Consider the following 20,398-nt stretch of genomic DNA (forward strand, 5'->3'; position numbering starts at 1 on the left):
GGGGGATCCGATATGCCCAGACCACAGGCATTGACGCCGCGCCGCCGGTGGGGGATTTCGCCTTGCGGCGCTTGCCCCGCATCCGCTGCCACCCGCCGACCCCCGGAAGACATTCAGGGCTTTTACCCATGACGCACAGCACCGCCCCGAACCCTTCCGCCCCCAAGGCACCTGCCCCGTCGCGGCGCGGAATGCTGCTGGGCGTGGCGGCCATCGTCGTCTTGGCAGGCGCGATCGCGCTGGACACCACCGTCGTCCCCATCGGGTCCGAGGCCGATGTCCGCGTCCAGACCTTTTCGCCCGACAGCTATGGGCAGGAACAGTTCCCGCGCGTCCAGGCCTTCGTCAAGGAAAAGGCGGTGGATGCCGCCACCCTTGCGCCCGAGGTGCTGGCCGACAAGGACGCGGCGGCGCAGAAATACGGCACGGCGTCGTCCACCGGCGCGATCATGTTCGTGACCTTGACCGGCATCGCGGGCGAGGCACGGTCGGGCGTCTATCCGCTGACGGTGGAAGGCGTGCCGGAAGACATCACCGTCCGCGTCCAGACCGGCCCCGCGATCAACGGTACCGACCTGCGCGACGCGCCGGGCGACATCGCATTCGGCGATTTCAAGAACCAGATCGAATACCAGGACGCCGGATCGGGCATCAACCGCGCCATGAAGGCCGCCGTTCTGGACGGCATCGACACCGCCAGCCTGACCGGCAGGTCCGTCACCGTCACCGGCGCCTTCCGCCTGATCAACCCCAAGAACTGGATGATCACCCCGGTCGAGGTTGCGGTCCAATGAGCGGGCCAGTGAGCGGGCAGACCGAAGGCAATCCCGATGCCCGCGACGTGGTCCTGGCCGCGCGCAACGTCGCCAAGTCATACGGCAATGTCCACGCGCTGAAGGGCGTGAACTTCGACATCCATCGCGGCCAGGTCACGACCCTGTTCGGCGAGAACGGCGCGGGCAAATCGACGCTGATGAAGATCCTGTCGGGCGTGATCCAGCCCACCACCGGGCAGATCATCCTGGACGGCCAGCCGGTCAGCTTTGCCAACGCGAACGAGGCCCGCGACCGGGGCATTTCCATCATCCACCAGGAACTGTCGCTGGCCCCCAACCTGTCGGTCCGCGACAACATCTTCATGGGGCGCGAATTGCGCGGCCCCATGGGCGTCGATTTCGCCGAGGAGGAACGCCAGGTCCGCATCCTGATGGAGGAGCTGGAGGAGGATATCGACCCCCTTACCCCGGTCGAGGAACTGCGCCTGGGCCAGCAGCAGATCGTGGAAATCGCCCGCGCCCTGTCCGTGGACAGCCGCATCCTGATCATGGACGAACCCACCAGCGCCCTGTCGGCCAGCGAGGTCGAGGTGCTGTTCAAGGTCATCCGCGACCTGACCGCCAAGGGCGTCAGCATCGTCTATATCTCTCACCACCTCGAGGAGGCGCTGACGATCACCGATCATGCGGTGGTGCTGCGCGACGGCACGATGACGGCCTATGCGCCGCGCGCCGACATCGACCTCGACTGGATCGTGCGCAACATGGTGGGCGAGAATTACGACCTGGGCAGCCCGCCCGACAGCGCCAAGGGGCAGGTCGCCCTGTCGATCCGCAATCTGTCGGTGCCGGACGCGACCGGCAAGGATCTGGTGCGCGATCTGTCGCTGGACCTGCGCGCCGGGGAAATCCTGTGCATCTATGGCCTGATGGGCGCGGGGCGCACGGAACTGCTGGAAACCTGCGCGGGACGGTTGCAGGCCACCGGCGGAGAGATCGTGCTGGAAGGGCAGGAAATATCCCACCTTTCCATCGGCGAACGCATCGCCCGCGGCCTGGCCCTGGTGCCCGAGGATCGCCAGCGCGACGGCCTGGTCCAGACCATGAGCGTGGGCCAGAACCTGTCGCTGGCATCCATCCGCACCTTCACGCGCGGGCTGTTCACCAGCAGCCGCGCGGAACGCAAGCTGGTCGAGGACAGCATCCGCAGCGTCACCGTCAAGACTTCGGGCGGGTCGGCCCCCATCGGCTCGCTGTCGGGGGGCAACCAGCAGAAGGTCGTGATCGGCAAGATGCTGGCCACCAACCCCCGCGTCATCATGCTGGACGAACCGTCGCGCGGCATCGACATCGGCGCCAAGGCCGAGGTCTTTCGCCTGCTGGCCGAAGGCGCCCGCCGGGGCCTTGCCGTCATCTATTCCACATCCGAGGTCAGCGAATGCCTGTCCATCGCGCATCGGATCATCGTCATGCACAAGGGCCGGATCTCGGCCGAATTCGATTCCACCGTTTCCAAGGAAAAGATCATGGCCGCCTCGGGCGAGTCCGTGACTGCCTGATGGGCCGTTGAGCGAGGAAAACCTATGTCTGCCACCACCACCGCGCCCAAGCAGGACGGCTTTAGCATCGGACGGCTGCTGCTGGAAGGCCGCGCCTTCTTTGCCCTGATCGCGATCATCGCGGTCTTTTCCTTCCTGTCGCCGAACTATTTCACACTGTCGAACTTTCTGATCATGTCGTCGCAGGTGGCGATCTATGGCATTTTGTCCGTGGGGATGCTGCTGGTGATCCTGAACGGCGGGATCGACCTGTCGGTGGGATCCATCCTGGCGCTTTGCGGGGTCTGCGCGGGCGCGATGATGCAGGGCGTCACGCTGGAATGGGCGGGTGTGATCCTGTATCCGCCGGTCTGGGCCGTGGTGGTGCTGACCATCGCCGTGGGTGCCCTGGTGGGCGCGCTGAACGGCGTGCTGGTCGCCTTCTTCAAGGTGCCGCCCTTCGTGGCGACCCTTGGCGTGATGTATGTGGCGCGGGGCGTCGCACTGCTGATGACGAACGGGCTGACCTATAACAACCTGCGCGGCACCGAGGCCTTGGGGAATACCGGCTTCAACTGGCTGGGCTTCAACCGCCTGTGGGGGATCCCGATCAGCGTGATCGTGCTGGCCGTGGTGGCAATCCTGGCCGGGCTGATGCTGTCGCGCTCGGCCTTTGGGCGCTGGCTTTATGCATCCGGCGGGAACGAACGCGCGGCGGAACTGTCGGGCGTGCCGGTGCGGCTGGTCAAGATCACCGTCTATACCATCTCGGGCGCACTGTCGGCGGTGGCGGGGCTGGTGCTGGCCTCGCAACTGACATCGGCGGGGCCGACGGCGGGCACGACCTATGAGCTGACGGCCATCGCGGCGGTGGTGATCGGGGGCGCGGCGCTGACCGGCGGGCGCGGCGGGGTGCGCGGCACGATGCTGGGGGCCTTTGTCATCGGCTTCCTGTCAGCGGGCCTGGTGATCATCGGGGTGTCGTCATACTGGCAGACGGTGTTCACGGGCGCGGTGATCGTGCTGGCGGTGCTGATGAATTCCATCCAATACGGGCGCGGCGGGCGCAAGTCCTGACGGGCCGATCCATACCGCCGGGGCCACGGGGTCCGGGCGGATCGTCCTGCCACCAAAGGCAGTTTTTTCAAGGGAGAGAGAGTATGTTCACCATGACCCGCCGCGCGCTGCTTGCCGCCGCCGTCGCCATGCCTATGATGGCCGGTGCCGCCTCGGCCGAGGGGCTGATCACCATCATCGTCAACGACCCCGCGAACCCCTATTGGTTCACGGAAGGCGAGGTCGCCAAGGCCACCGCCGAGGAACTGGGATATACCGCCAACGTGGCCGCGCACCGGGGCGACACCAATACCGAAAGCACGCTGGTCGATACCGCCATCACCAACAAGTCGGTGGCGCTGATCCTGGACCCGGCGAACGCCGACGGTTCCGTGGGCGCGGTGCAGAAGGCCGTCGATGCGGGCATCCCCGTCTTCCTGGTCAATGCCGAGATCAACCAGGAGGGCCTGGCCAAGGCGCAACTGGTGTCGAACAACGCCCAAGGCGCGGCCCTGGGCGCGCAGGCCTGGGTCGAGGCCGTGGGCGATGCGGGCAACTATGTCGAACTGTTCGGCGCGCCGTCCGACAACAACGCCCAGACCCGGTCGAACGGGTTCGAGACCGTGCTGACGCAGTATCCCGACCTGGTGAAGGCCGGCCAGGAAGTCGCCAACTGGGACCGCACCCAAGGTTACCAGAAGATGCAGTCGCTGCTGCAGGCGAACCCCGACATCATCGGCGTGATTTCCGGCAACGATGAAATGGCCCTTGGCGCGATTGCCGCGCTGAAAGAGGCCGGCAAGCTGGAACAGGTCAAGGTCGGAGGCTTTGACGGATCCCCCGACGCGGTCGAGGCCGTGAAGGCCGGCGAATTGCAATACACCGTCCTGCAGCCCGTCGCCGTCTTTGCCGAGGAAGCGGTGCGCCAGGCCGACAACTTCATCAAGAACGGCACGACCGGCGTGGACACCGAAAAGCAGCTGTTCGACTGCCTGCTGATCACGGCGGACAACGTGGACAACTATACCGGCCCCTTCGTCCTGGAACAGTAAGAGCAGCCTGGAAAAGCGAAAGGGGCGCGGACCACCGCGCCCCTTTTTCGTTCAGCCCGCCATCTCGTCTTCCCGCCAGGCATGGTCGGGATCGGGCTGGCCCGCATCGTCATGCTCGGCCAGCCAGTTTTCCGCATCCAGCGCCGCCATGCAGCCCATGCCCGCGCTTGTCACCGCCTGGCGATAGACGTGGTCGGTCAAATCGCCCGCAGCAAAAACGCCGGGGATCGAGGTGCGGGTGCTGCCCGGTTCGACCTTCACATAGCCGCCGTTGTGCAGTTCAAGCTGGTCCTTGACCAGCTCGCTGGCGGGGGCGTGGCCGATCGCCACGAAGACGCCGTCGGCCGGAACCGTGCGCGTGCTGCCGTCCACGGTCGAGGTCAGGACCGCGCCGGTCACGCCCGCCGGGCTGTCGGTTCCCTGAACCTCGGTCAGGGCGTGGTTCCAGATCACCTCGACCTTGGGGTTCTTGAACAGGCGTTGTTGAAGGATCTTTTCGGCCCGCAGGCTGTCGCGGCGGTGGACCAGCGTCACCTTGCTGGCGAACTTGGTCAGGAACAGCGCCTCCTCGACCGCGGTGTTGCCGCCGCCGATCACCAGAACCTCGCGGTTGCGATAGAAGAAACCGTCGCAGGTCGCGCAGGCGCTGACGCCGAAGCCCTTGAACTTCTCCTCGGACGGAAGGCCCAGCCAGCGGGCCTGCGCGCCGGTCGCCAGGATCACCGCATCCGCCGTCACCACGCGCCCGCTGTCGCAGGTCGCCGTGAAGGGGCGGCGCTGAAGGTCAAGCGAGGTCACCATGTCGATCACGATGTCGGTCCCCATGGCGCGGGCGTGTTCCTCCATCTTGACCATCAGCTCGGGGCCCTGGATCTCGGTCTCGCCCGGCCAGTTCTCGACCTCGGTGGTGATGGTCAGCTGCCCGCCGGGCTGCATCCCCTGGATGAGCATCGGATTCAGCATGGCACGGGCGGCATAGACGGCGGCGGTATAGCCAGCGGGGCCGGACCCTATGATCAGAAGTTTGACATGCGTGCTTTCGGTCATCTTGCGTCCCATCCGGTGTTTGTGCATGAGGTAGTCCTTCCCACCGGAAATCGCAACGCGGGACGCGCCCAGAAAGAATGTTGCGCGCAATGTGCCCCCATTGTAGTTTCCGGCAACGCCAAAGACCCGATCAAGAAAGAGCAGCATGGCCGGCGCGAAACTGGACGACATCGACCGCAAGATCCTGGCCGAATTGCAGGCCGACGGCCGGATGACCAATGTCGAACTGGCCCGCCGCGTGGGCATATCCGCGCCCCCCTGCCTGCGCCGGGTTCGCGCGTTGGAGGAAACCGGCTTCATCCGCGGCTACCACGCCGATATCGACGCACGGGAACTGGGCTTCGAGGTCAAGGTCTTTGCCATGGTCCGCCTGGCCAGCCAGTCCGAACGCGATCTCTCGGCCTTCGAGGCGCTTGTCCAGGGCTGGCCGCTGGTCCGCGAATGCCATATGCTGAACGGCGAGATCGACTTTATCCTGAAATGCGTCTCTCCCGACCTGTCCAGCTTCCAGCGCTTCCTGACGCAATCGCTGACGGCGGCGCCGAATGTCGCCAGCGTGAAAACGTCGCTGGTGATCCGCGCGGCGAAGGATCAGCCGGGGGTGCCGTTCGAGGTGGTCGAGGAGCGGGTGCGCGAGGCGGGGTAGAAGCCGGGGACGCTTCGCCCCCCGGACCCCCCGAGGATATTTGAGTGAAGAAGATCAGGCGGCGGCCACCCTTTTCTCGATCGCCTCCCAGATCTTCTCGGCCGCGTTGATTCCGTCGAACCGTTCCAGTTCCTGGATCCCCGTGGGCGAGGTCACGTTGATCTCGGTCAGCCAGCCGTCGATCACGTCGATGCCGGTGAAGATCAGGCCCTTTTCGCGCAAGACCGGGCCGATCCGCTTGCAGATCTCGTATTCGCGATCGGTCAGGCCGATCTTTTCGGCACGGCCGCCGACATGCATGTTGGACCGGGCCTCGCCCACCTGCGGGACGCGGTTGATCGCGCCGACGGGTTCGCCATCGACCAGGATGATGCGCTTGTCGCCCTGGCTTACGGCGTGGATGTATTTTTGCGCGATCATCGGTTCGCGGTTGATGCCTGCGAACAGTTCCAGCAGCGCGGACAGGTTGCGGTCGTCGGGATCCAAATGGAACACCCCTGCCCCGCCGTTGCCGTAAAGGGGCTTGACGATGATGTCGCCGTGCCGGTCGCGGAAGGCCCGGATCGCGGCGGGGTCGCGGGCGATCATGGTGGGCGGCGTCAGGTCGGGAAAATCCAGCACCATCAGCTTTTCCGGGCAGTTCCTGACCCAGAACGGATCGTTCACGACCAGCGTTCCCGGATGCACCCGGTCCAACAGATGCGTGGAGGTGACATAGCCCATGTCGAAGGGCGGATCCTGGCGCAGCCAGACCACGTCGAAGTCCGACAGGTCCACCTCGGCCCAGTCGCCGAAGGTGACGTGGCTGCCTTCCTCGCGGCGCAGGGTGACGGGGCGGCCGCGCGCGATCACCCGGCCTTCGTCATAGCGCAGCTGATCGACCGTGTACTGGAACAGGCGATGGCCCCGCGCCTGGGCCTCCAGCCCGATGCGGAACGTGCTGTCGGCGTGGATCGAGACATCCTCGATCGGGTCCATCTGCAGGGCGACATACAGGCTCATCCTGTCCTCCTTGGGCGGCTCGGGCCGCTTGTCGCCCGGCCCCCCGCCGGATGCAAGGCCGCCGATCGCCTTGGCGGTCGCATTGACTTGCACGCGCTTTGCCCCAAGTGATAGACGAAGCGTCAACTTGGACAAGCCCGGCCGGGGCGACAAAAAAGGCAAGACCGCATGGCGATGGACAAAACCAGCTTCGACCGCGACGACCTTCTGGCCTGCGCGCGGGGAGAGTTGTTCGGCCCCGGCAATGCGCAACTGCCCGAACCCCCGATGCTGATGATGGACCGCATCACCGACATTTCCGAGGACGGCGGCAGCCATGGCAAGGGCCATGTGACGGCCGAGTTCGACATCACCCCAGGCCTGTGGTTCTTCGCCTGCCATTTCCCCGGCAATCCGATCATGCCGGGCTGCCTGGGCCTGGACGGCTTGTGGCAGCTGACGGGCTTCAACCTGGGCTGGCGCGGCTGGCAGGGCCGCGGCTATGCCCTGGGCGTGGGCGAGGTCAAGCTGACCGGCATGGTCCGCCCCGACCGCAAGCTGTTGCGCTATCACGTCGATTTCACGAAGGCCGTGCAGACGCGGCGCCTGACCATGGGCGTGGCCGACGGCCGTGTCGAGGCGGATGGAGAGACCATCTATCAGGTCAAGGACATGAAAGTCGCGCTGTCGTCCAATTGATGGCGGCCAACTGAACAAGATTAAGGAGGAGGCCCATGCGGCGCGTCGTCATCACAGGCCTTGGCATCGTATCCCCCATCGGCAACAACGCCGATGAGGTCACGGAAAGCCTGAAGGCAGGCCGTTCGGGCATCGTATTCGCGCCCGAATACGCCGAACACGGATTCCGCAGCCAGATCCACGGAATGCCCCGGATCGTGCTGGAAGATCACATCGACAAGCGCAACCTGCGCTTCATGGGTCCAGGCGCAGCCTATAACTTCATCGCCATGGAACAGGCGATCAAGGATTCGGGGCTTGAGGAAGGCGACGTGTCCAATCCGCGCACCGGCCTGATCATGGGATCGGGCGGGCCTTCGACCAGCAACTTCTTCGAGGCGCACCAGACCGTCATCCAGAAAGGCGCGCCCAAGCGCATGGGTCCGTTCATGGTGACGCGCTGCATGTCGTCCACCAACTCGGCCTGCCTGGCGACGCCCTTCAAGATCAAGGGCGTGAACTATTCCATCACCTCGGCCTGCTCCACATCGGCCCATTGCATCGGCAACGGGGTCGAGCAGATCCAGTTGAACAAGCAGGACATCGTGTTCGCCGGCGGGGGCGAGGAACTGGACTGGACCCTGTCCTGCCTGTTCGATGCGATGGGCGCGATGTCGTCCAAGTACAACGACACGCCCGAAGCCGCGTCCCGCCCCTATGACGCGACGCGCGACGGGTTCGTCATCGCGGGCGGCGGCGGCGTTGTCGTGCTGGAGGAACTGGAACACGCCCTGGCGCGGGGGGCAAAGATTTATGCCGAAGTGACCGGCTATGGCGCGACCAGCGACGGATACGACATGGTGGCCCCCTCTGGCGAGGGCGGCGAACGGTCGATGCGGCTGGCCCTCGGCACCCTGCCCGAGGGGCGGAGCGTCAGCTATATCAACGCGCACGGCACCTCGACCCCTGTGGGGGACGTGGGCGAGGTCAAGGCCATTCGCCGCATCTGGGGCGAGGGGAACACCCCGCCCATCAGTTCCACCAAGTCGCTGACCGGACACAGCCTTGGCGCAACGGGCGTGCACGAGGCGATCTATAGCCTGCTGATGTTGCAAAATGACTTCATTGCAGCATCTGCAAACGTGACGGCGCTGGACCCCGAGATCGCGCCAAGCGAGATTGCCACCAGCCGGGTGGACAATGCCGGCCTTGATTCGGTTCTGTCCAACAGCTTCGGCTTTGGGGGAACGAACGCCACCCTGCTGATGTCGAAGTACCAGGATTAAGCGGGGTCATTGATGGGCGATCTTCTGAAGGGCAAGCGCGGGCTTGTGATGGGGGTCGCCAACGACCGTTCCATCGCCTGGGGCATCGCCAGGGCGGCGGCCGACCAGGGGGCCGAACTGGCGTTTTCCTTTCAGGGAGAGGCGTTCGGCAAGCGGGTGCAGCCGCTTGCGGCCACGGTCGGATCGGATTTCCTGCTGGACGTGGACGTAACCGACGACGCGTCGCTGGATGCGGCTTTCGGGACGATTGGCGAACGCTGGGGGCGGCTGGATTTCATCATCCACGCCATTGCCTTTTCCAACAAGGACGAACTGACCGGAAGGTTCGTCAACACCAGCCGCGCGAACTTCAAGCACAGTCTGGAGATTTCCTGCTATTCCCTGATCGAGGTGGCGCGCCGCGCGCATCCGCTGATGGCGGATGGCGGGTCCATCGTCACGCTGACCTATGGCGGATCGAACCGGGTGACGCCGTTCTATAATGTCATGGGTGTCGCCAAGGCGGCGTTGGAATCGACCGTGCGCTATCTGGCAAACGACCTTGGTCCCGACGGAATCCGCGTGAACGCCATCAGCCCCGGCCCGATGAAGACGCTGGCGGGCGCGGCCATCGGCGGGGCGCGCAAGACCTTCCGCCATACCGAGGCGAATGCGCCGCTGCGCAAGAACGCCACGCTGGAGGCGATCGGCGGCACCGCCGTCTGGATGCTGTCGGACTGGGGCGCCTGCACCACGGGCGAGATCGTTCTGGTCGATGGCGGCTATCACGTCCTGGGAATGCCGCAGAGCGAGAATTTGTAAGGCCAGGCCGGGGGCCAGCCCGTCGCCGACCGGTTCTCGAACCGATGGCGCACCGACCGGCGTCCCCCCGGGATATTTCAGCCAAGGCAAAGGGGCGGGCGATGTTCTTCATGGCGGATGACGGGGCGCGGCTGGCCTATTCCGACGAGGGTCAGGGGCTGCCGGTCCTGTGCCTGGCCGGGCTGACGCGGAACATGGGCGATTTCGATTATGTCGTGCCGCATCTGGCGGATGTGCGGCTGATCCGCATGGATTATCGCGGGCGCGGGCAGTCGGATCGGACCGGGGCCGAGACCTATACCGTGCCGCAGGAAGGCAAGGATGCCCTGGCGCTGCTGGATCATCTGGGGATCGAGCGTGCGGCGATCCTGGGCACGTCTCGCGGTGGGTTGATCGGGATGCTGCTGGCGACGGTCGCCCGTGACCGGCTGCTGGGACTGTGCCTGAACGATGTCGGGCCGGTGATCGAGCGCGGGGGGCTCGATCGGATCTTCGACTATGTCGGGCGCAATCCGGCGGCGCGGACGCACGAGGCCCTGGCCGAGCGGCTGGCCGGGGCAATACCGGGCTTTGCCGATGTGCCGGAAGGCCGGTGGCTGGCTGATGCGCAAAAGCATTACGAGGAAACGCCGGACGGGTTGCGGATCAAGTATGACCCTGCCCTGCGCGAGGCTTTCCTGGCAGCGTTCCAGGGCAAGACCCCTGACCTGTGGCCGTTGTGGGATGCGACCGCCGGACTGCCTGTGGCGCTGATCCGGGGGGCAAATTCCGACCTGCTGTCGGCGGATGTTGCGGCGGAAATGGCAAGGCGCCGTCCCGACACGATCTTTGCCACCGTCCCGGGCCGGGCCCATGTTCCCTGGCTGGACGAACCGGAATCGCTGGCCGCGATCAACATCTGGCTGGACCGCTGCGGACGTTAGAAGCGCATCCCGACGCTGAAGCTTGCGCCCTCGGTCCCGATGCCGAAATCGGCGGCGCCGAAGCTGAGTCCGATCAGCGCACCGGCCATTGCCTGCTGCGCGGTGTGTTCGCCCGCATGGACGCGGCTGGCTGCCGCCAGACCGGCCGCGCCGTAAAGGCCGATCCCCGCTGCGCGGTCGTCGGGAAAGCACTTTCCCGCCAGATCAGCCGCACCGAAGGCTGCGGCGGCAGAGTGGCCCGACGGGAAACCCTTCCCCTCGCCCGAAGGTCGCACCGATATGGGCGAGCCGTCCAGCCAGGACTTCAATCCCAGCACGACAGCCGCCTGCAAGGCGCCGCGGATTGCGAAATCCTCCAGCCGGTCGTCGCGGGCGGCGCAAACGGCGGCGGCCAGCGGCAGGCCATATTTCACCGCCGTTCCAAAATCCTCGAACGGATCGGCGGCAGCGGGATGGGACAGGGTCGCTGCGAGGGCTGCGGCAGCCAGAATCTTCATGATTACCGCTGCATTGCCTCGACATATTCCATCAGCGCCACAAGGCGCGCGGGTGTGGGTGTCGGGTTGCCGTCGCCTGCATCATAGGGAACGGTCGGGCCGTCCAGCAGATCTCCGAACTCTGGCATGGGCGATTCGCTGCGGCCCGGCGTAAAGCCATAGATGTGGCCCATGACCTGCAAGCGCGGGAAGACGCCGCCGTTGCTGGCGGCCACGCGGGTCAGATCGACCGGCGCGGGCTGCATCCCCGCTGCGGCTGGCCCACCGCCCCGCCCGTCGGCGCCGTGGCAATCGACGCACAGGGCGGCGAAATCGTTGCGCGCCTGCACCTGGTCCGACATCTGCGGAGCGCAGGCTGCAATCATGCCCGCCATTGCCAGCCCGGACAGGGCCGCCCCATATGTTGCCTTCATCGCTGCTGTCCCTTTTGGTTCTTTTGCCAGACTTTGCCCCGGCGGGATGCGTCAGGCAACCGCGCTGTTCAGACGGATCACCCGGTCCATGCGCCCGGCCAGATCGTGGTTGTGCGTGGCGATCAGCGCCGACAGGCCGGTGTCCCGGACAAGGCCCATCAGCATATCGAAGACCCGGTCGGATGTCTCGGGGTCGAGGTTGCCGGTGGGCTCGTCCGCCAGCAGCAGCGCGGGGCGGTTGGCAAGGGCACGGCAGAATGCCACCCGCTGCTGTTCGCCCCCCGACAGCGCCGCCGGGCGGTGATGCGCCCGTTCCGACAGGCCGACGCGCGACAGAAGGTCGGCGGCGCGGGTGGCGGCATTGCGTTGGGGAACGCCGTTGGCAAGCTGCGGCAGGACGATGTTTTCCGCCGCGCTGAATTCGGGCAGCAGGTGGTGGAACTGATAGACGAAGCCCAGTTCGGCCCGCCGCGCCTCGGTCCGGGGCTTGTCGGGCAGGCCGGTCATGTCGCGCCCGTTCAGGATCACGCGGCCCGCATCGGGCGTGTCCAAGAGGCCCGCGATATGCAGCAGCGTGGATTTGCCCGCACCGGAGGGGGCGACCAGGGCTACAACCTCTCCCCTCGCCACCGACAGATCCAGCCCGCGCAGGACCGGCACCGGGGCGGGACCGTCCTTGCCATAGGTCTTGCCGACCCCTTCCAGGCGCAACACGTCATTCATAGCGCAGGGCCTCGACCGGGTTCATGCGCGCGGCGCGGCGCGCGGGGAAGATGGTGACGACAAAGGACAGCGCCAGCGACAGCGCGACGGCGCGGAAGATGTCCCAGGCCCGCAGCTCGGCCGGCAGGCGATAGATGCCGCGCACCTCGGGCTGCCATGCGCCGCCGCCGGTAAGGGCGTTCAGCGCGGCCATGATGTTATCCACGTTCAAGGCCAGCAGCACCCCCAGGACCACCCCCGCGATGGTGCCGATCACCCCCGTGAAGGCCCCGCACAGGAAGAATACCCGCAGCACCGCGCCTTCGGTCAGGCCCATGGTGCGCAGGATGCCGATGTCGCGGCCCTTGTTCTTGACCAGCATGATCAGCCCGCTGGTGATGTTCATGGACGCGATCAGGACCAGCACCGACAGGATCACGAACATCACGTCATCCTCCATGTCCAGAGCCGCGAGGAAACTGCCGGAACTGTCGCGCCAGTTCCAGGCCTGCGCCCCCTCGCCCGCCGCCTGCAGCAGGGGCAGGGTCCAGTCGTCCACCTGTTCGGGATCGGTCACGAAGACCTCGATCTCGTCCGCCACGCCTTCGCGGTTGAAGTATGACTGCGCCTCGGCCATGGGCATATAGATGCGGGTGCGGTCGATGTCATAGCGCCCGGCGCTGAAGATATAGGTGACCTCGTATGCCTTGACGCGGGGCGTGGTGCCGATGGCGGTCCGCGCGCCTTCGGGGGCGATCAGGCGGATCCGGTCGCCCAGGCCGACCGCCATTTCGCGGGCGATGCCGGATCCGATGGCAATGCCACGGTCGAAATCCGCCAGGCTGCCGACCGACGTCGCGGGATCGACGATCCGGGGCATTGCCCTGAGATTTTCAAGGCTTATGCCGAAAACCTCGGCCACGTTCGAGCTGTCATTGGCCGAGGCCATGACCTGCCCGCGAATGACGGGCGCCGTGCGGGTGACACCCGGAACCTGCGCCAGCTTGGCGGCCACCGCGTCGTAATCGGCGATCCTGCCGGGAACGACATAAACATCCTCGGTGTACTCGTTGGTGGTGCGTTGCGGGGCCATGTAGACGGTCGTATGGGCATTCGCGCCCAGGATCGTGTCCACGAATTCCGCGCGAAAGCCTGCGCGCACGGCCAGCGTCGCAATCAGCGCCATCACGCCCAGGGCGATGCCGATCAGGCTTATCCAGGTCATCACGCTGACCCCGCCCTCGGCCCGGCGGGCGCGCAGGTATCGCCAGGCGATGGTGAATTCATAGCGGGAGAACGGTCGCGGACTGGCCATCGGGACGCCTTGATTTTACGCGGGGAACCTGACCGGGACGCCCCCAAAGATCAAGCCGACAATGGCGTGAGTTTGCCAACTTGCGGCGGCTGCCCCCAGATGCCACATGAAGGGCATGGCAAAATCCACCAACGCTTTCACCTGCACCGCCTGCGGTGCGTCCCACAAGAAATGGGCCGGGCGCTGCGACGCCTGCGGCGCCTGGAACACCATTGTCGAGGAAGCACCGCTGTCCCAGGGTCCGGGCCGGGGCCTCGGCGCCCACAAGGGCCGCGCTGTGCCCTTGTCCAGCCTGATGACGACCGAGGCCCCGCCCCCCCGCCACTTGGCGGGGATGGACGAACTGGACCGTGTGCTGGGCGGCGGCTTGGTGCCGGGCAGCGCCGTCCTGGTGGGCGGCGATCCCGGCATCGGCAAATCGACGCTGCTGTTGCAGGGTGCCGCGGCCTTTGCCCGGCGCGGGATGAACGCCGTCTATATCAGCGGCGAGGAGGCAAGCGCCCAGATCAGGATGCGCGCGCAGCGGCTGGGCCTGGGTGACGCGCCGGTGCGGCTGGGGGCCGAAACCAACCTGCGCGACATCCTGACCACGCTGGACAACGAACGCCCCGACCTTGCCATCATTGATTCCATCCAGACGCTGTGGTCCGACCAGGTCGAGGCCGCGCCCGGCAGCGTGGCCCAGGTCCGCGCCGCAGCCCATGAACTGGTGACATTTGCCAAGCGCAAGGGCGTGGCGATCTTTCTGGTGGGCCATGTCACGAAGGACGGCCAGATCGCAGGCCCGCGCGTTGTCGAACATATGGTCGATACCGTGTTGTATTTCGAAGGCGAACGCGGCCACCAGTTCCGCATCCTGCGGTCGGTCAAGAACCGCTTTGGCCCCGCTGACGAGATCGGCGTATTCGAGATGACAGGCAGCGGCCTGGCCGAGGTCGCCAACCCCTCGGCCCTGTTTTTGTCCGAACGCGGACAGCCGGTGCCGGGCAGCGCGGTCTTTGCCGGGATCGAGGGCACCCGGCCCGTGTTGACCGAGGTTCAGGCGCTTGTCGCGCCCTCGACCCTCGCATCCCCGCGCCGCACGGTGGTGGGGCTGGACAGCGGGCGCGTCAGCACGATCCTGGCGGTGCTGGAGGCACGCTGCGGGATCCCCTTCGCGGGTCTGGACGTGTTCCTGAACGTCGCGGGCGGAATGCGGGTCAGCGAACCCGCCGCGGACCTGGCCATTGCCGGGGCGCTTTTGTCGGCCCGAGAGGACAATGCCCTGCCCCCCGAGGCGGTGCTGTTTGGCGAAATCAGCCTGTCGGGCGCCCTGCGTCCCGTGGCCCAGGCGGAAAACAGGTTGAAAGAAGCGCAGAAACTTGGTTTTTCACAGGCGATTTTGCCCGACAGCCAAAAGGTCGAGGGCGCGGGCGGCATGGGCGTAAGCCGCATCGCCGACCTGACGGGATTTGTGGGCGAGGTCTTCGGCGCCGGCTGAAGTGCTTGATTTGATAACATAACCGGCGCAGGGGCAGGTACCATGGACGGATTCACGATCATCGACGCGGTGGTAGCTGCGGTCATCATCCTTTCGGCCATCCTGGCCTGGTCGCGCGGTTTCGTGCGCGAATCGCTGGCCATCCTGGGATGGATCGGCGCGGCCATCCTGGCCTTCATCTTCGCCGCCGCCATGCGACCCTTGATCGCACAACTGCCAGTCCTGGACCGTTTCCTGGGCGACAGTTGCGAACTGGCCACCATTGCGGGATTTGCGGTCGTCTTTGCCCTGGCGCTTGTGGTCTTTTCCATCATCACGCCGCTGTTTTCGTCGGTCGTGCAGCGGTCCGCGCTTGGCGGGGTCGATCAGGGCATGGGATTTCTGTTCGGGGTGGCGCGCGGCATCCTGTTGGTCGCGATCGCCTTTATTGTCTATGACCGCGTGATGACCAGCCAGCAGGTCGCGGTTGTGGAAAACAGCCGGTCCGCGCAGGTGTTCGAACGGATGCGCGGGCAGTTGGACAGCCAGGTTCCCGATGACGCGCCGGGCTGGATCGTCAGCCGGTACGAGCAGATGGTGGCCGGCTGCACGGCCACGGCCACGCCTTCGGCCCAGGAAACGCCTCCTGCAGCGAACTGAGGACCGCGAACCGATGCACAGGCTGCATGGCTGACCTGCCATGACGCTTTGGTGACGAAAAACCGCCCTTGCTGCCTTGCGAGGGCGTGACTTTGGGTCGCACCCACCTTACATAGCGCGGGACAGCCCAAAGCCATTCAGGACGCCGCGATGAAACCCTTCTTGGCCCATCCGTTCGATTCGGACCGCCTGCACGAGGAATGCGGCATCTTCGGGGCCATCGGCGTGGTCGATGCGTCGAACTTCGTGGCCTTGGGATTGCACGCGCTTCAGCATCGCGGGCAGGAAGCGGGCGGCATCGTCGCCCATGACCCCGAAAGCGGCTTCAACAGCGCGCACCGCTTTGGCTATGTGCGCGACAACTTCACCAAGCCCGATGTGATGGGCACCCTGCCCGGCCCCCTGGCCATCGGCCATGTCCGCTATTCGACCGCCGGGACCAAGGCCGCGACCGCCATCCGCGACGTGCAGCCGTTCTTTGGCGAATTCCACATGGGCGGCTGCGCCATCGCCCATAACGGCAACATCACCAACGCCGCCGCGCTGCGACGCGAACTGATCGAGCGCGGGTCGATCTTCCAGTCGTCGTCGGACAGCGAATGCATCATCCACCTGATGGCCCGGTCGATCCAGCGCAACATTCCAGAACGGATGAAGGACGCGCTGCGCCGGATCGAGGGGGCGTTTTCCGTCATCGCCATGACGCGGACCAAGCTGATCGGTGTGCGCGACCCCCTGGGCGTGCGCCCGCTGGTGCTGGGCAAGGTCGGCGACGACGGTTTCGTGCTGGCGTCGGAAACCTGTGCGCTGGACATCATCGGCGCCGATTTCCTGCGCGAGATCGAACCGGGCGAGATGGTGGTGATTTCGCGCGGCGAGGTCGAATCCTCGCGTCCCTTCGGGCCGTCCAAGGGTCGGTTCTGCATCTTTGAACACGTCTATTTCTCGCGTCCCGATTCGATCATCGGCGGGCGCTCGGTTTATGAAACCCGCCGCCAGATCGGGGTGGAACTGGCCCGCGAGGCGCCCATCGAGGCCGACCTGGTCTGCCCCGTGCCCGACAGCGGCACGCCCGCAGCCATCGGATTTGCCCAGGAATCGGGCATCCCCTATGGCATGGGGATCATCCGCAACCAGTACATGGGCCGGACCTTCATCGAGCCGACCGAGCAGATCCGCAACATGGGCGTGCGGTTGAAGCTGAACGTGAACCGGTCCCTGATCGCGGGCAAGCGCGTGGTCCTGGTCGACGACAGCGTGGTGCGCGGCACCACGTCGCGCAAGATCAAGGACATGATCCTGGACGCGGGCGCAGCCGAGGTGCATTTCCGCATCGCCTCCCCTCCGACCGCCTGGCCCTGCTTTTATGGCGTGGACACGCCCGACCGCGACAAGCTGCTGGCCGCGAACATGACGCCCGAGGAGATGCGCAACTGGATCGGCGTCGATTCACTGGCCTTCGTGTCGCTGGACGGCCTGTATCGCGCCGTGGGCGAGGCCGAGGGGCGCAACAAGGCCAGCCCGCAATATTGCGACGCCTGCTTTTCCGGCGATTACCCGGTGGCGCCGTTCGACCAGTTGGAGCGCGGCTTTCGCATGAAGGCCGGGTCCGAAACGGCAATGAACGAGGCGGCCGAGTAGGCCTGCGTGCCGCAATGGCCGGGGGCCAGCCCCCGGACCCTCGGGATATTTGAGTGAAGAAGAATTACCGGACGATCCGTTCCAGCGGGTCGTACCAGGCGGCGTGCTGGCCCCAGACGGCGCGGGCCAGGGTGTCGGGCTTGTGGCGCAAGCCGCGAAGATCGGCACGCGTGGCCCATGTGAAGCGGTTCACCACCTTTTCCGGGTCTTCGAGAATGATCCCGGCCTTGCTGACGAGCGAGGCGCGGAAGATGATTTCGACCTGATGGAAGCCGCGTCCGGGATCGTGGAATTCATTTACCAGGATCGGGGCGCTGACGGTGATCCTCAGGCCGGTTTCCTCGGACACCTCGCGGATCAGGTTTTCGGGCAAGGACTGGCCCGGTTCGACTCCGCCGCCCGGCAGGCACCACAGGTCGGATCCATGGCCCGGATAGGCGTTGACCAGCAGCAGCCGGTCGTCATGCAGGATCGCCGCGCGGACCGCAAGCCGGGGCCGCGCCAGGCTCATCCGGTGATCCGGTTCACATGGCCCATCTTGCGCCCCGGTCGCGGCGCGCCCTTGCCGTAAAGATGGACCTGGGTGTTCGGCGCCCCCAGCAGGTCAGGCACCCGGTCCAGGTCGTCGCCGATCAGGTTTTCCATTCTGACATCGGCATACCGCCTGCCATCGCCCAAGGGCAGGCCCGCCACGGCGCGGATATGCTGTTCGAACTGGTCAACCGCGCAGCCAGCCTGGGTCCAGTGACCCGAATTGTGGACGCGGGGCGCGATCTCGTTCACGATCAGCCTTTGGGCGGTCACGAACAGTTCGACGCCCATGACGCCGACATAATCAAGCGCATTGGCGATGCGGGCGGCGATCAGCACGGCGTCGGTCGTGACGGCGCCGGCCAGGCCGCAGGGCACGGTCGTGGTGCGCAGGATGCCCCCTTCGTGGACGTTCAGGCCGGGATCGAAGGCCGCGACCTGCCCATCGGCGCCGCGGGCGATGATGACGCTGATCTCGGCGCTGAAATCGACAAAGCCTTCCAGCACGGACGGCGCGCCGGTCCATTCGGCGGGGCCATCACCGATGCGGACCTGTCCCTTGCCGTCATAGCCCATGCGCCGGGTCTTGAGGATCGATGGGCGGCCAATGGCCTGGACGGCGGCATCCAGGTCAGCCGGACCGGGAACATCGGCAAAGGGGGCGGTTGCCAGGCCGATGTCGTTCAGGAAGGTCTTTTCGGTCAGCCGATCCTGAGAGACTGCAAGCGCGCGGCGGTTCGGGCGGATCGGTCGGATGCTTTCCAGCAGGTCGAGCGCCGAGGTCGGCACGTTCTCGAATTCATAGGTGATGACATCCACGCTGTCGGCAAAGGCACGCAGCGCGGCCTCGTCCTCGTAAGGCGCGGTGGTCACCCGCCAGGCCACGTCGCCCGCCGGTGCGGCACCGGGTTCATAGACATGGCAGCGCAGGCCCAGGCGGCTGGCCGCGACGGACAGCATCCGGCCCAGTTGCCCGCCGCCCAGAATGCCGATGGTCTGGATGTCACTCATCTTGCGGAGCCTCGGGGATGGAATCGGACAGGGCCTGGCGCCAGGCGTCCAGACGCTGGGCAAGGGCGGGGTCGCTGATGGCCAGGATGCCCGCCGCCATCAGCCCGGCATTGGCAGCCCCCGCCGACCCGATGGCCATGGTCGCCACTGGATAGCCCTTGGGCATCTGCAGGATGGAATAGAGCGAATCGACGCCCGACAGGGCCTTGGTCTGGACCGGCACGCCGATCACCGGCAGCCGGGTCTTGGATGCCATCATGCCCGGCAGATGGGCCGCGCCTCCGGCGCCCGCGATGATGACCCGCAGCCCGCGCGACACGGCGGTCTTGCCATAATCCCACAACCGGTCGGGGGTGCGGTGCGCGCTGACGATGCGAGCGTCATAGCCCACGCCCAGTTCGTCCAGAACCGCCGCAGCCTCGCGCATCGTGGGCCAGTCGGACTGGCTGCCCATGATGATGCCCACCGGTTTGTCCATCCTTGTCCCCCGCATTTGCCCGCCTGCCATAACGCGGGGGGCGCAGCGCCGCAATCAGGCGATGATGTCGGGGGTGATCTCATCCTCCAGCCGGGCGATCTGGTCCTTCAGGGCCAGCTTCTGCTTTTTCAGCCGTTGCAGGGCCAGCGATGAGGTCAGTTGCTGCGCCGACAGGGCCGCGATCGCCTCGTCCAGGTCGCGGTGTTCGCAGCGCAGCGCCACCAGCTTGGCACGGGCGATTTCGTCATGGGACATCTCGTGGTGCATGTTCATCTGGCTCGGCCCGGCTGGAGGCGATTGGTCTTGGCATCGACTATAACCATTAGCAGCGCCCATGTTAACAAGATGCTGCACGGCACACAGATTCTTCCCCCGAATTTACGCCCCGGATCCGGGGGCCTTGCACCTGTTGGCTTGCGTTCACATATTGAACCCAAGGCGGATTGCCGCAAACGGGGTCCGCGCCACAGTCGCTTGATGGGCAGAGGGCTGACATGACAAAGATTTCACTGGGGGCGCATCCCTATCTTCTGGGCTTCGACCAGATCGAGCGCCTGGCCGAACGGGCCGCCAAGGGCGCCGAGGGCTATCCCCCCTATAACATCGAACATATCGCGCCCGACGGGTTCCGAATCACGCTGGCCGTGGCGGGCTTTGGCGAAGACGACCTGGCCGTCACGACCGAGGATCGGCAGCTTGTCATCCGGGGCCGGATGGCGGAACCGGAAGGGGACCGCGTGTTCCTGCACCGGGGCATCGCCGCACGGGCATTCCAACGCAGCTTCGTTCTGGCCGACGGGGTCGAGGTCGAGGGTGCAGCCATCGAAAACGGCCTGTTGCACGTGGATCTGAAGCGCATCCATCCGCAGCAGGTCGTCCAGACCATTCCGATCAGCCGCAAGTAAAG

The 20,398-nt window shown here is 65.9% G+C and carries 23 protein-coding genes; 13 read left to right on the forward strand and 10 right to left on the reverse strand.

Going from position 1 to position 20,398, the window contains the following annotated elements; all coding sequences use genetic code 11:
* Positions 1–128 precede the first annotated feature (128 nt).
* The 4 genes from LZ585_RS10460 to LZ585_RS10475 all read left to right on the forward strand — a co-directional run bounded on the left by LZ585_RS10460 (position 129) and on the right by LZ585_RS10475 (position 4,422).
* Positions 129–794: a DUF2291 family protein gene (locus LZ585_RS10460; protein WP_234853511.1), complete on the forward strand. Its 666-nt coding sequence runs from the start codon at positions 129–131 to the stop codon at positions 792–794.
* Entirely contained in the window at positions 791–2,335 is a 1,545-nt protein-coding gene (locus LZ585_RS10465; RefSeq protein WP_234853512.1) for a sugar ABC transporter ATP-binding protein, read from the forward strand. Before LZ585_RS10460 ends, LZ585_RS10465 begins: the two co-directional genes overlap by 4 nt.
* Before the next feature lie 24 nt (positions 2,336–2,359).
* Positions 2,360–3,391, forward strand: a complete 1,032-nt coding sequence (locus tag LZ585_RS10470; protein WP_234853513.1) for an ABC transporter permease — start codon at positions 2,360–2,362, stop codon at positions 3,389–3,391.
* An 83-nt stretch (positions 3,392–3,474) separates the two neighbouring features.
* Complete coding sequence (locus LZ585_RS10475) at positions 3,475–4,422, forward strand: D-ribose ABC transporter substrate-binding protein (RefSeq protein ID WP_234853514.1); 948 nt, start codon at positions 3,475–3,477, stop codon at positions 4,420–4,422.
* A 51-nt stretch (positions 4,423–4,473) separates the two neighbouring features.
* Here LZ585_RS10475 and trxB read toward each other — a convergent pair whose 3' ends face one another.
* On the reverse strand, positions 4,474–5,496 hold the full coding sequence (trxB, locus tag LZ585_RS10480) for a thioredoxin-disulfide reductase (RefSeq protein ID WP_234853515.1): 1,023 nt from the start codon (positions 5,494–5,496) through the stop codon (positions 4,474–4,476).
* Positions 5,497–5,614: 118 nt separating this feature from the next.
* Here trxB and LZ585_RS10485 point away from each other — a divergent pair, with 118 nt between their 5' ends.
* The gene (locus tag LZ585_RS10485) at positions 5,615–6,115 is read left to right on the forward strand and encodes an Lrp/AsnC family transcriptional regulator (RefSeq protein WP_234853516.1); all 501 of its coding nucleotides are present in this window, start codon (positions 5,615–5,617) and stop codon (positions 6,113–6,115) included.
* A gap of 54 nt (positions 6,116–6,169) precedes the next feature.
* Here LZ585_RS10485 and gshB read toward each other — a convergent pair whose 3' ends face one another.
* On the reverse strand, positions 6,170–7,117 hold the full coding sequence (gene gshB, locus LZ585_RS10490) for a glutathione synthase (RefSeq protein WP_234855811.1): 948 nt from the start codon (positions 7,115–7,117) through the stop codon (positions 6,170–6,172).
* A gap of 168 nt (positions 7,118–7,285) precedes the next feature.
* Here gshB and fabA point away from each other — a divergent pair, with 168 nt between their 5' ends.
* The 4 genes from fabA to LZ585_RS10510 all read left to right on the forward strand — a co-directional run bounded on the left by fabA (position 7,286) and on the right by LZ585_RS10510 (position 10,784).
* Positions 7,286–7,795, forward strand: coding sequence for a bifunctional 3-hydroxydecanoyl-ACP dehydratase/trans-2-decenoyl-ACP isomerase (gene fabA / locus LZ585_RS10495; RefSeq protein WP_234853517.1), 510 nt, complete (start codon positions 7,286–7,288; stop codon positions 7,793–7,795).
* Positions 7,796–7,830: 35 nt separating this feature from the next.
* Positions 7,831–9,060 (forward strand): beta-ketoacyl-ACP synthase I, encoded by a 1,230-nt coding sequence (gene fabB / locus LZ585_RS10500; protein ID WP_234853518.1) that lies wholly within the window; start codon positions 7,831–7,833, stop codon positions 9,058–9,060.
* Between the two features lie 12 nt (positions 9,061–9,072).
* Positions 9,073–9,861, forward strand: coding sequence for an enoyl-ACP reductase FabI (locus LZ585_RS10505; protein ID WP_234853519.1), 789 nt, complete (start codon positions 9,073–9,075; stop codon positions 9,859–9,861).
* 101 nt (positions 9,862–9,962) lie between these two features.
* Complete coding sequence (locus LZ585_RS10510; protein WP_234853520.1) at positions 9,963–10,784, forward strand: alpha/beta fold hydrolase; 822 nt, start codon at positions 9,963–9,965, stop codon at positions 10,782–10,784.
* On the opposite strand, the gene LZ585_RS10515 is transcribed toward LZ585_RS10510, so the two are convergent.
* The 4 genes from LZ585_RS10515 to LZ585_RS10530 are packed head-to-tail and all read right to left on the reverse strand — an operon-like array spanning position 10,781 to position 13,711.
* Positions 10,781–11,281, reverse strand: a complete 501-nt coding sequence (locus tag LZ585_RS10515; RefSeq protein WP_234853521.1) for a phosphatase PAP2 family protein — start codon at positions 11,279–11,281, stop codon at positions 10,781–10,783. The two genes, LZ585_RS10510 and LZ585_RS10515, sit on opposite strands and share 4 nt — an antisense overlap.
* Positions 11,282–11,283: 2 nt before the next feature.
* Positions 11,284–11,694 carry a cytochrome C gene (locus LZ585_RS10520; RefSeq protein WP_234853522.1) on the reverse strand — a complete coding sequence of 137 codons (411 nt, stop codon included), beginning with the start codon at positions 11,692–11,694 and terminating at the stop codon, positions 11,284–11,286.
* A gap of 51 nt (positions 11,695–11,745) precedes the next feature.
* Complete coding sequence (locus LZ585_RS10525) at positions 11,746–12,417, reverse strand: ABC transporter ATP-binding protein (RefSeq protein ID WP_234853523.1); 672 nt, start codon at positions 12,415–12,417, stop codon at positions 11,746–11,748.
* Entirely contained in the window at positions 12,410–13,711 is a 1,302-nt protein-coding gene (locus LZ585_RS10530; protein WP_234853524.1) for a lipoprotein-releasing ABC transporter permease subunit, read from the reverse strand. Before LZ585_RS10530 ends, LZ585_RS10525 begins: the two co-directional genes overlap by 8 nt.
* Before the next feature lie 115 nt (positions 13,712–13,826).
* On the opposite strand from LZ585_RS10530, the gene radA reads away from it, so the two are divergent.
* The 3 genes from radA to purF all read left to right on the forward strand — a co-directional run bounded on the left by radA (position 13,827) and on the right by purF (position 17,471).
* Positions 13,827–15,191, forward strand: coding sequence for a DNA repair protein RadA (gene radA / locus LZ585_RS10535; RefSeq protein WP_234853525.1), 1,365 nt, complete (start codon positions 13,827–13,829; stop codon positions 15,189–15,191).
* A gap of 42 nt (positions 15,192–15,233) precedes the next feature.
* On the forward strand, positions 15,234–15,830 hold the full coding sequence (locus LZ585_RS10540) for a CvpA family protein (RefSeq protein WP_234853526.1): 597 nt from the start codon (positions 15,234–15,236) through the stop codon (positions 15,828–15,830).
* A 150-nt stretch (positions 15,831–15,980) separates the two neighbouring features.
* A complete protein-coding gene (gene purF / locus LZ585_RS10545; protein ID WP_234853527.1) occupies positions 15,981–17,471 on the forward strand; it encodes an amidophosphoribosyltransferase in 1,491 nt (496 codons plus the stop codon).
* 64 nt (positions 17,472–17,535) lie between these two features.
* Here purF and LZ585_RS10550 read toward each other — a convergent pair whose 3' ends face one another.
* From LZ585_RS10550 to LZ585_RS10565, 4 genes are read right to left on the reverse strand one after another with little or no spacing between them, the layout of a single operon-like run.
* Complete coding sequence (locus LZ585_RS10550; RefSeq protein ID WP_234853528.1) at positions 17,536–17,982, reverse strand: NUDIX domain-containing protein; 447 nt, start codon at positions 17,980–17,982, stop codon at positions 17,536–17,538.
* Positions 17,979–19,013 (reverse strand): 5-(carboxyamino)imidazole ribonucleotide synthase, encoded by a 1,035-nt coding sequence (locus LZ585_RS10555; RefSeq protein WP_234853529.1) that lies wholly within the window; start codon positions 19,011–19,013, stop codon positions 17,979–17,981. Before LZ585_RS10555 ends, LZ585_RS10550 begins: the two co-directional genes overlap by 4 nt.
* Entirely contained in the window at positions 19,006–19,491 is a 486-nt protein-coding gene (gene purE / locus LZ585_RS10560) for a 5-(carboxyamino)imidazole ribonucleotide mutase (RefSeq protein WP_234853530.1), read from the reverse strand. The genes LZ585_RS10555 and purE overlap by 8 nt, the downstream gene beginning before the upstream one ends.
* A gap of 54 nt (positions 19,492–19,545) precedes the next feature.
* Positions 19,546–19,764 (reverse strand): YdcH family protein, encoded by a 219-nt coding sequence (locus tag LZ585_RS10565; RefSeq protein WP_234853531.1) that lies wholly within the window; start codon positions 19,762–19,764, stop codon positions 19,546–19,548.
* Positions 19,765–19,985: 221 nt separating this feature from the next.
* Between LZ585_RS10565 and LZ585_RS10570 the strand changes: the two genes are divergently transcribed.
* Positions 19,986–20,396, forward strand: a complete 411-nt coding sequence (locus LZ585_RS10570) for an Hsp20 family protein (protein WP_234853532.1) — start codon at positions 19,986–19,988, stop codon at positions 20,394–20,396.
* Positions 20,397–20,398 lie beyond the last annotated feature (2 nt).

It is taken from the genome of Paracoccus everestensis, from assembly GCF_021491915.1.
Lineage (GTDB): Bacteria > Pseudomonadota > Alphaproteobacteria > Rhodobacterales > Rhodobacteraceae > Paracoccus > Paracoccus everestensis.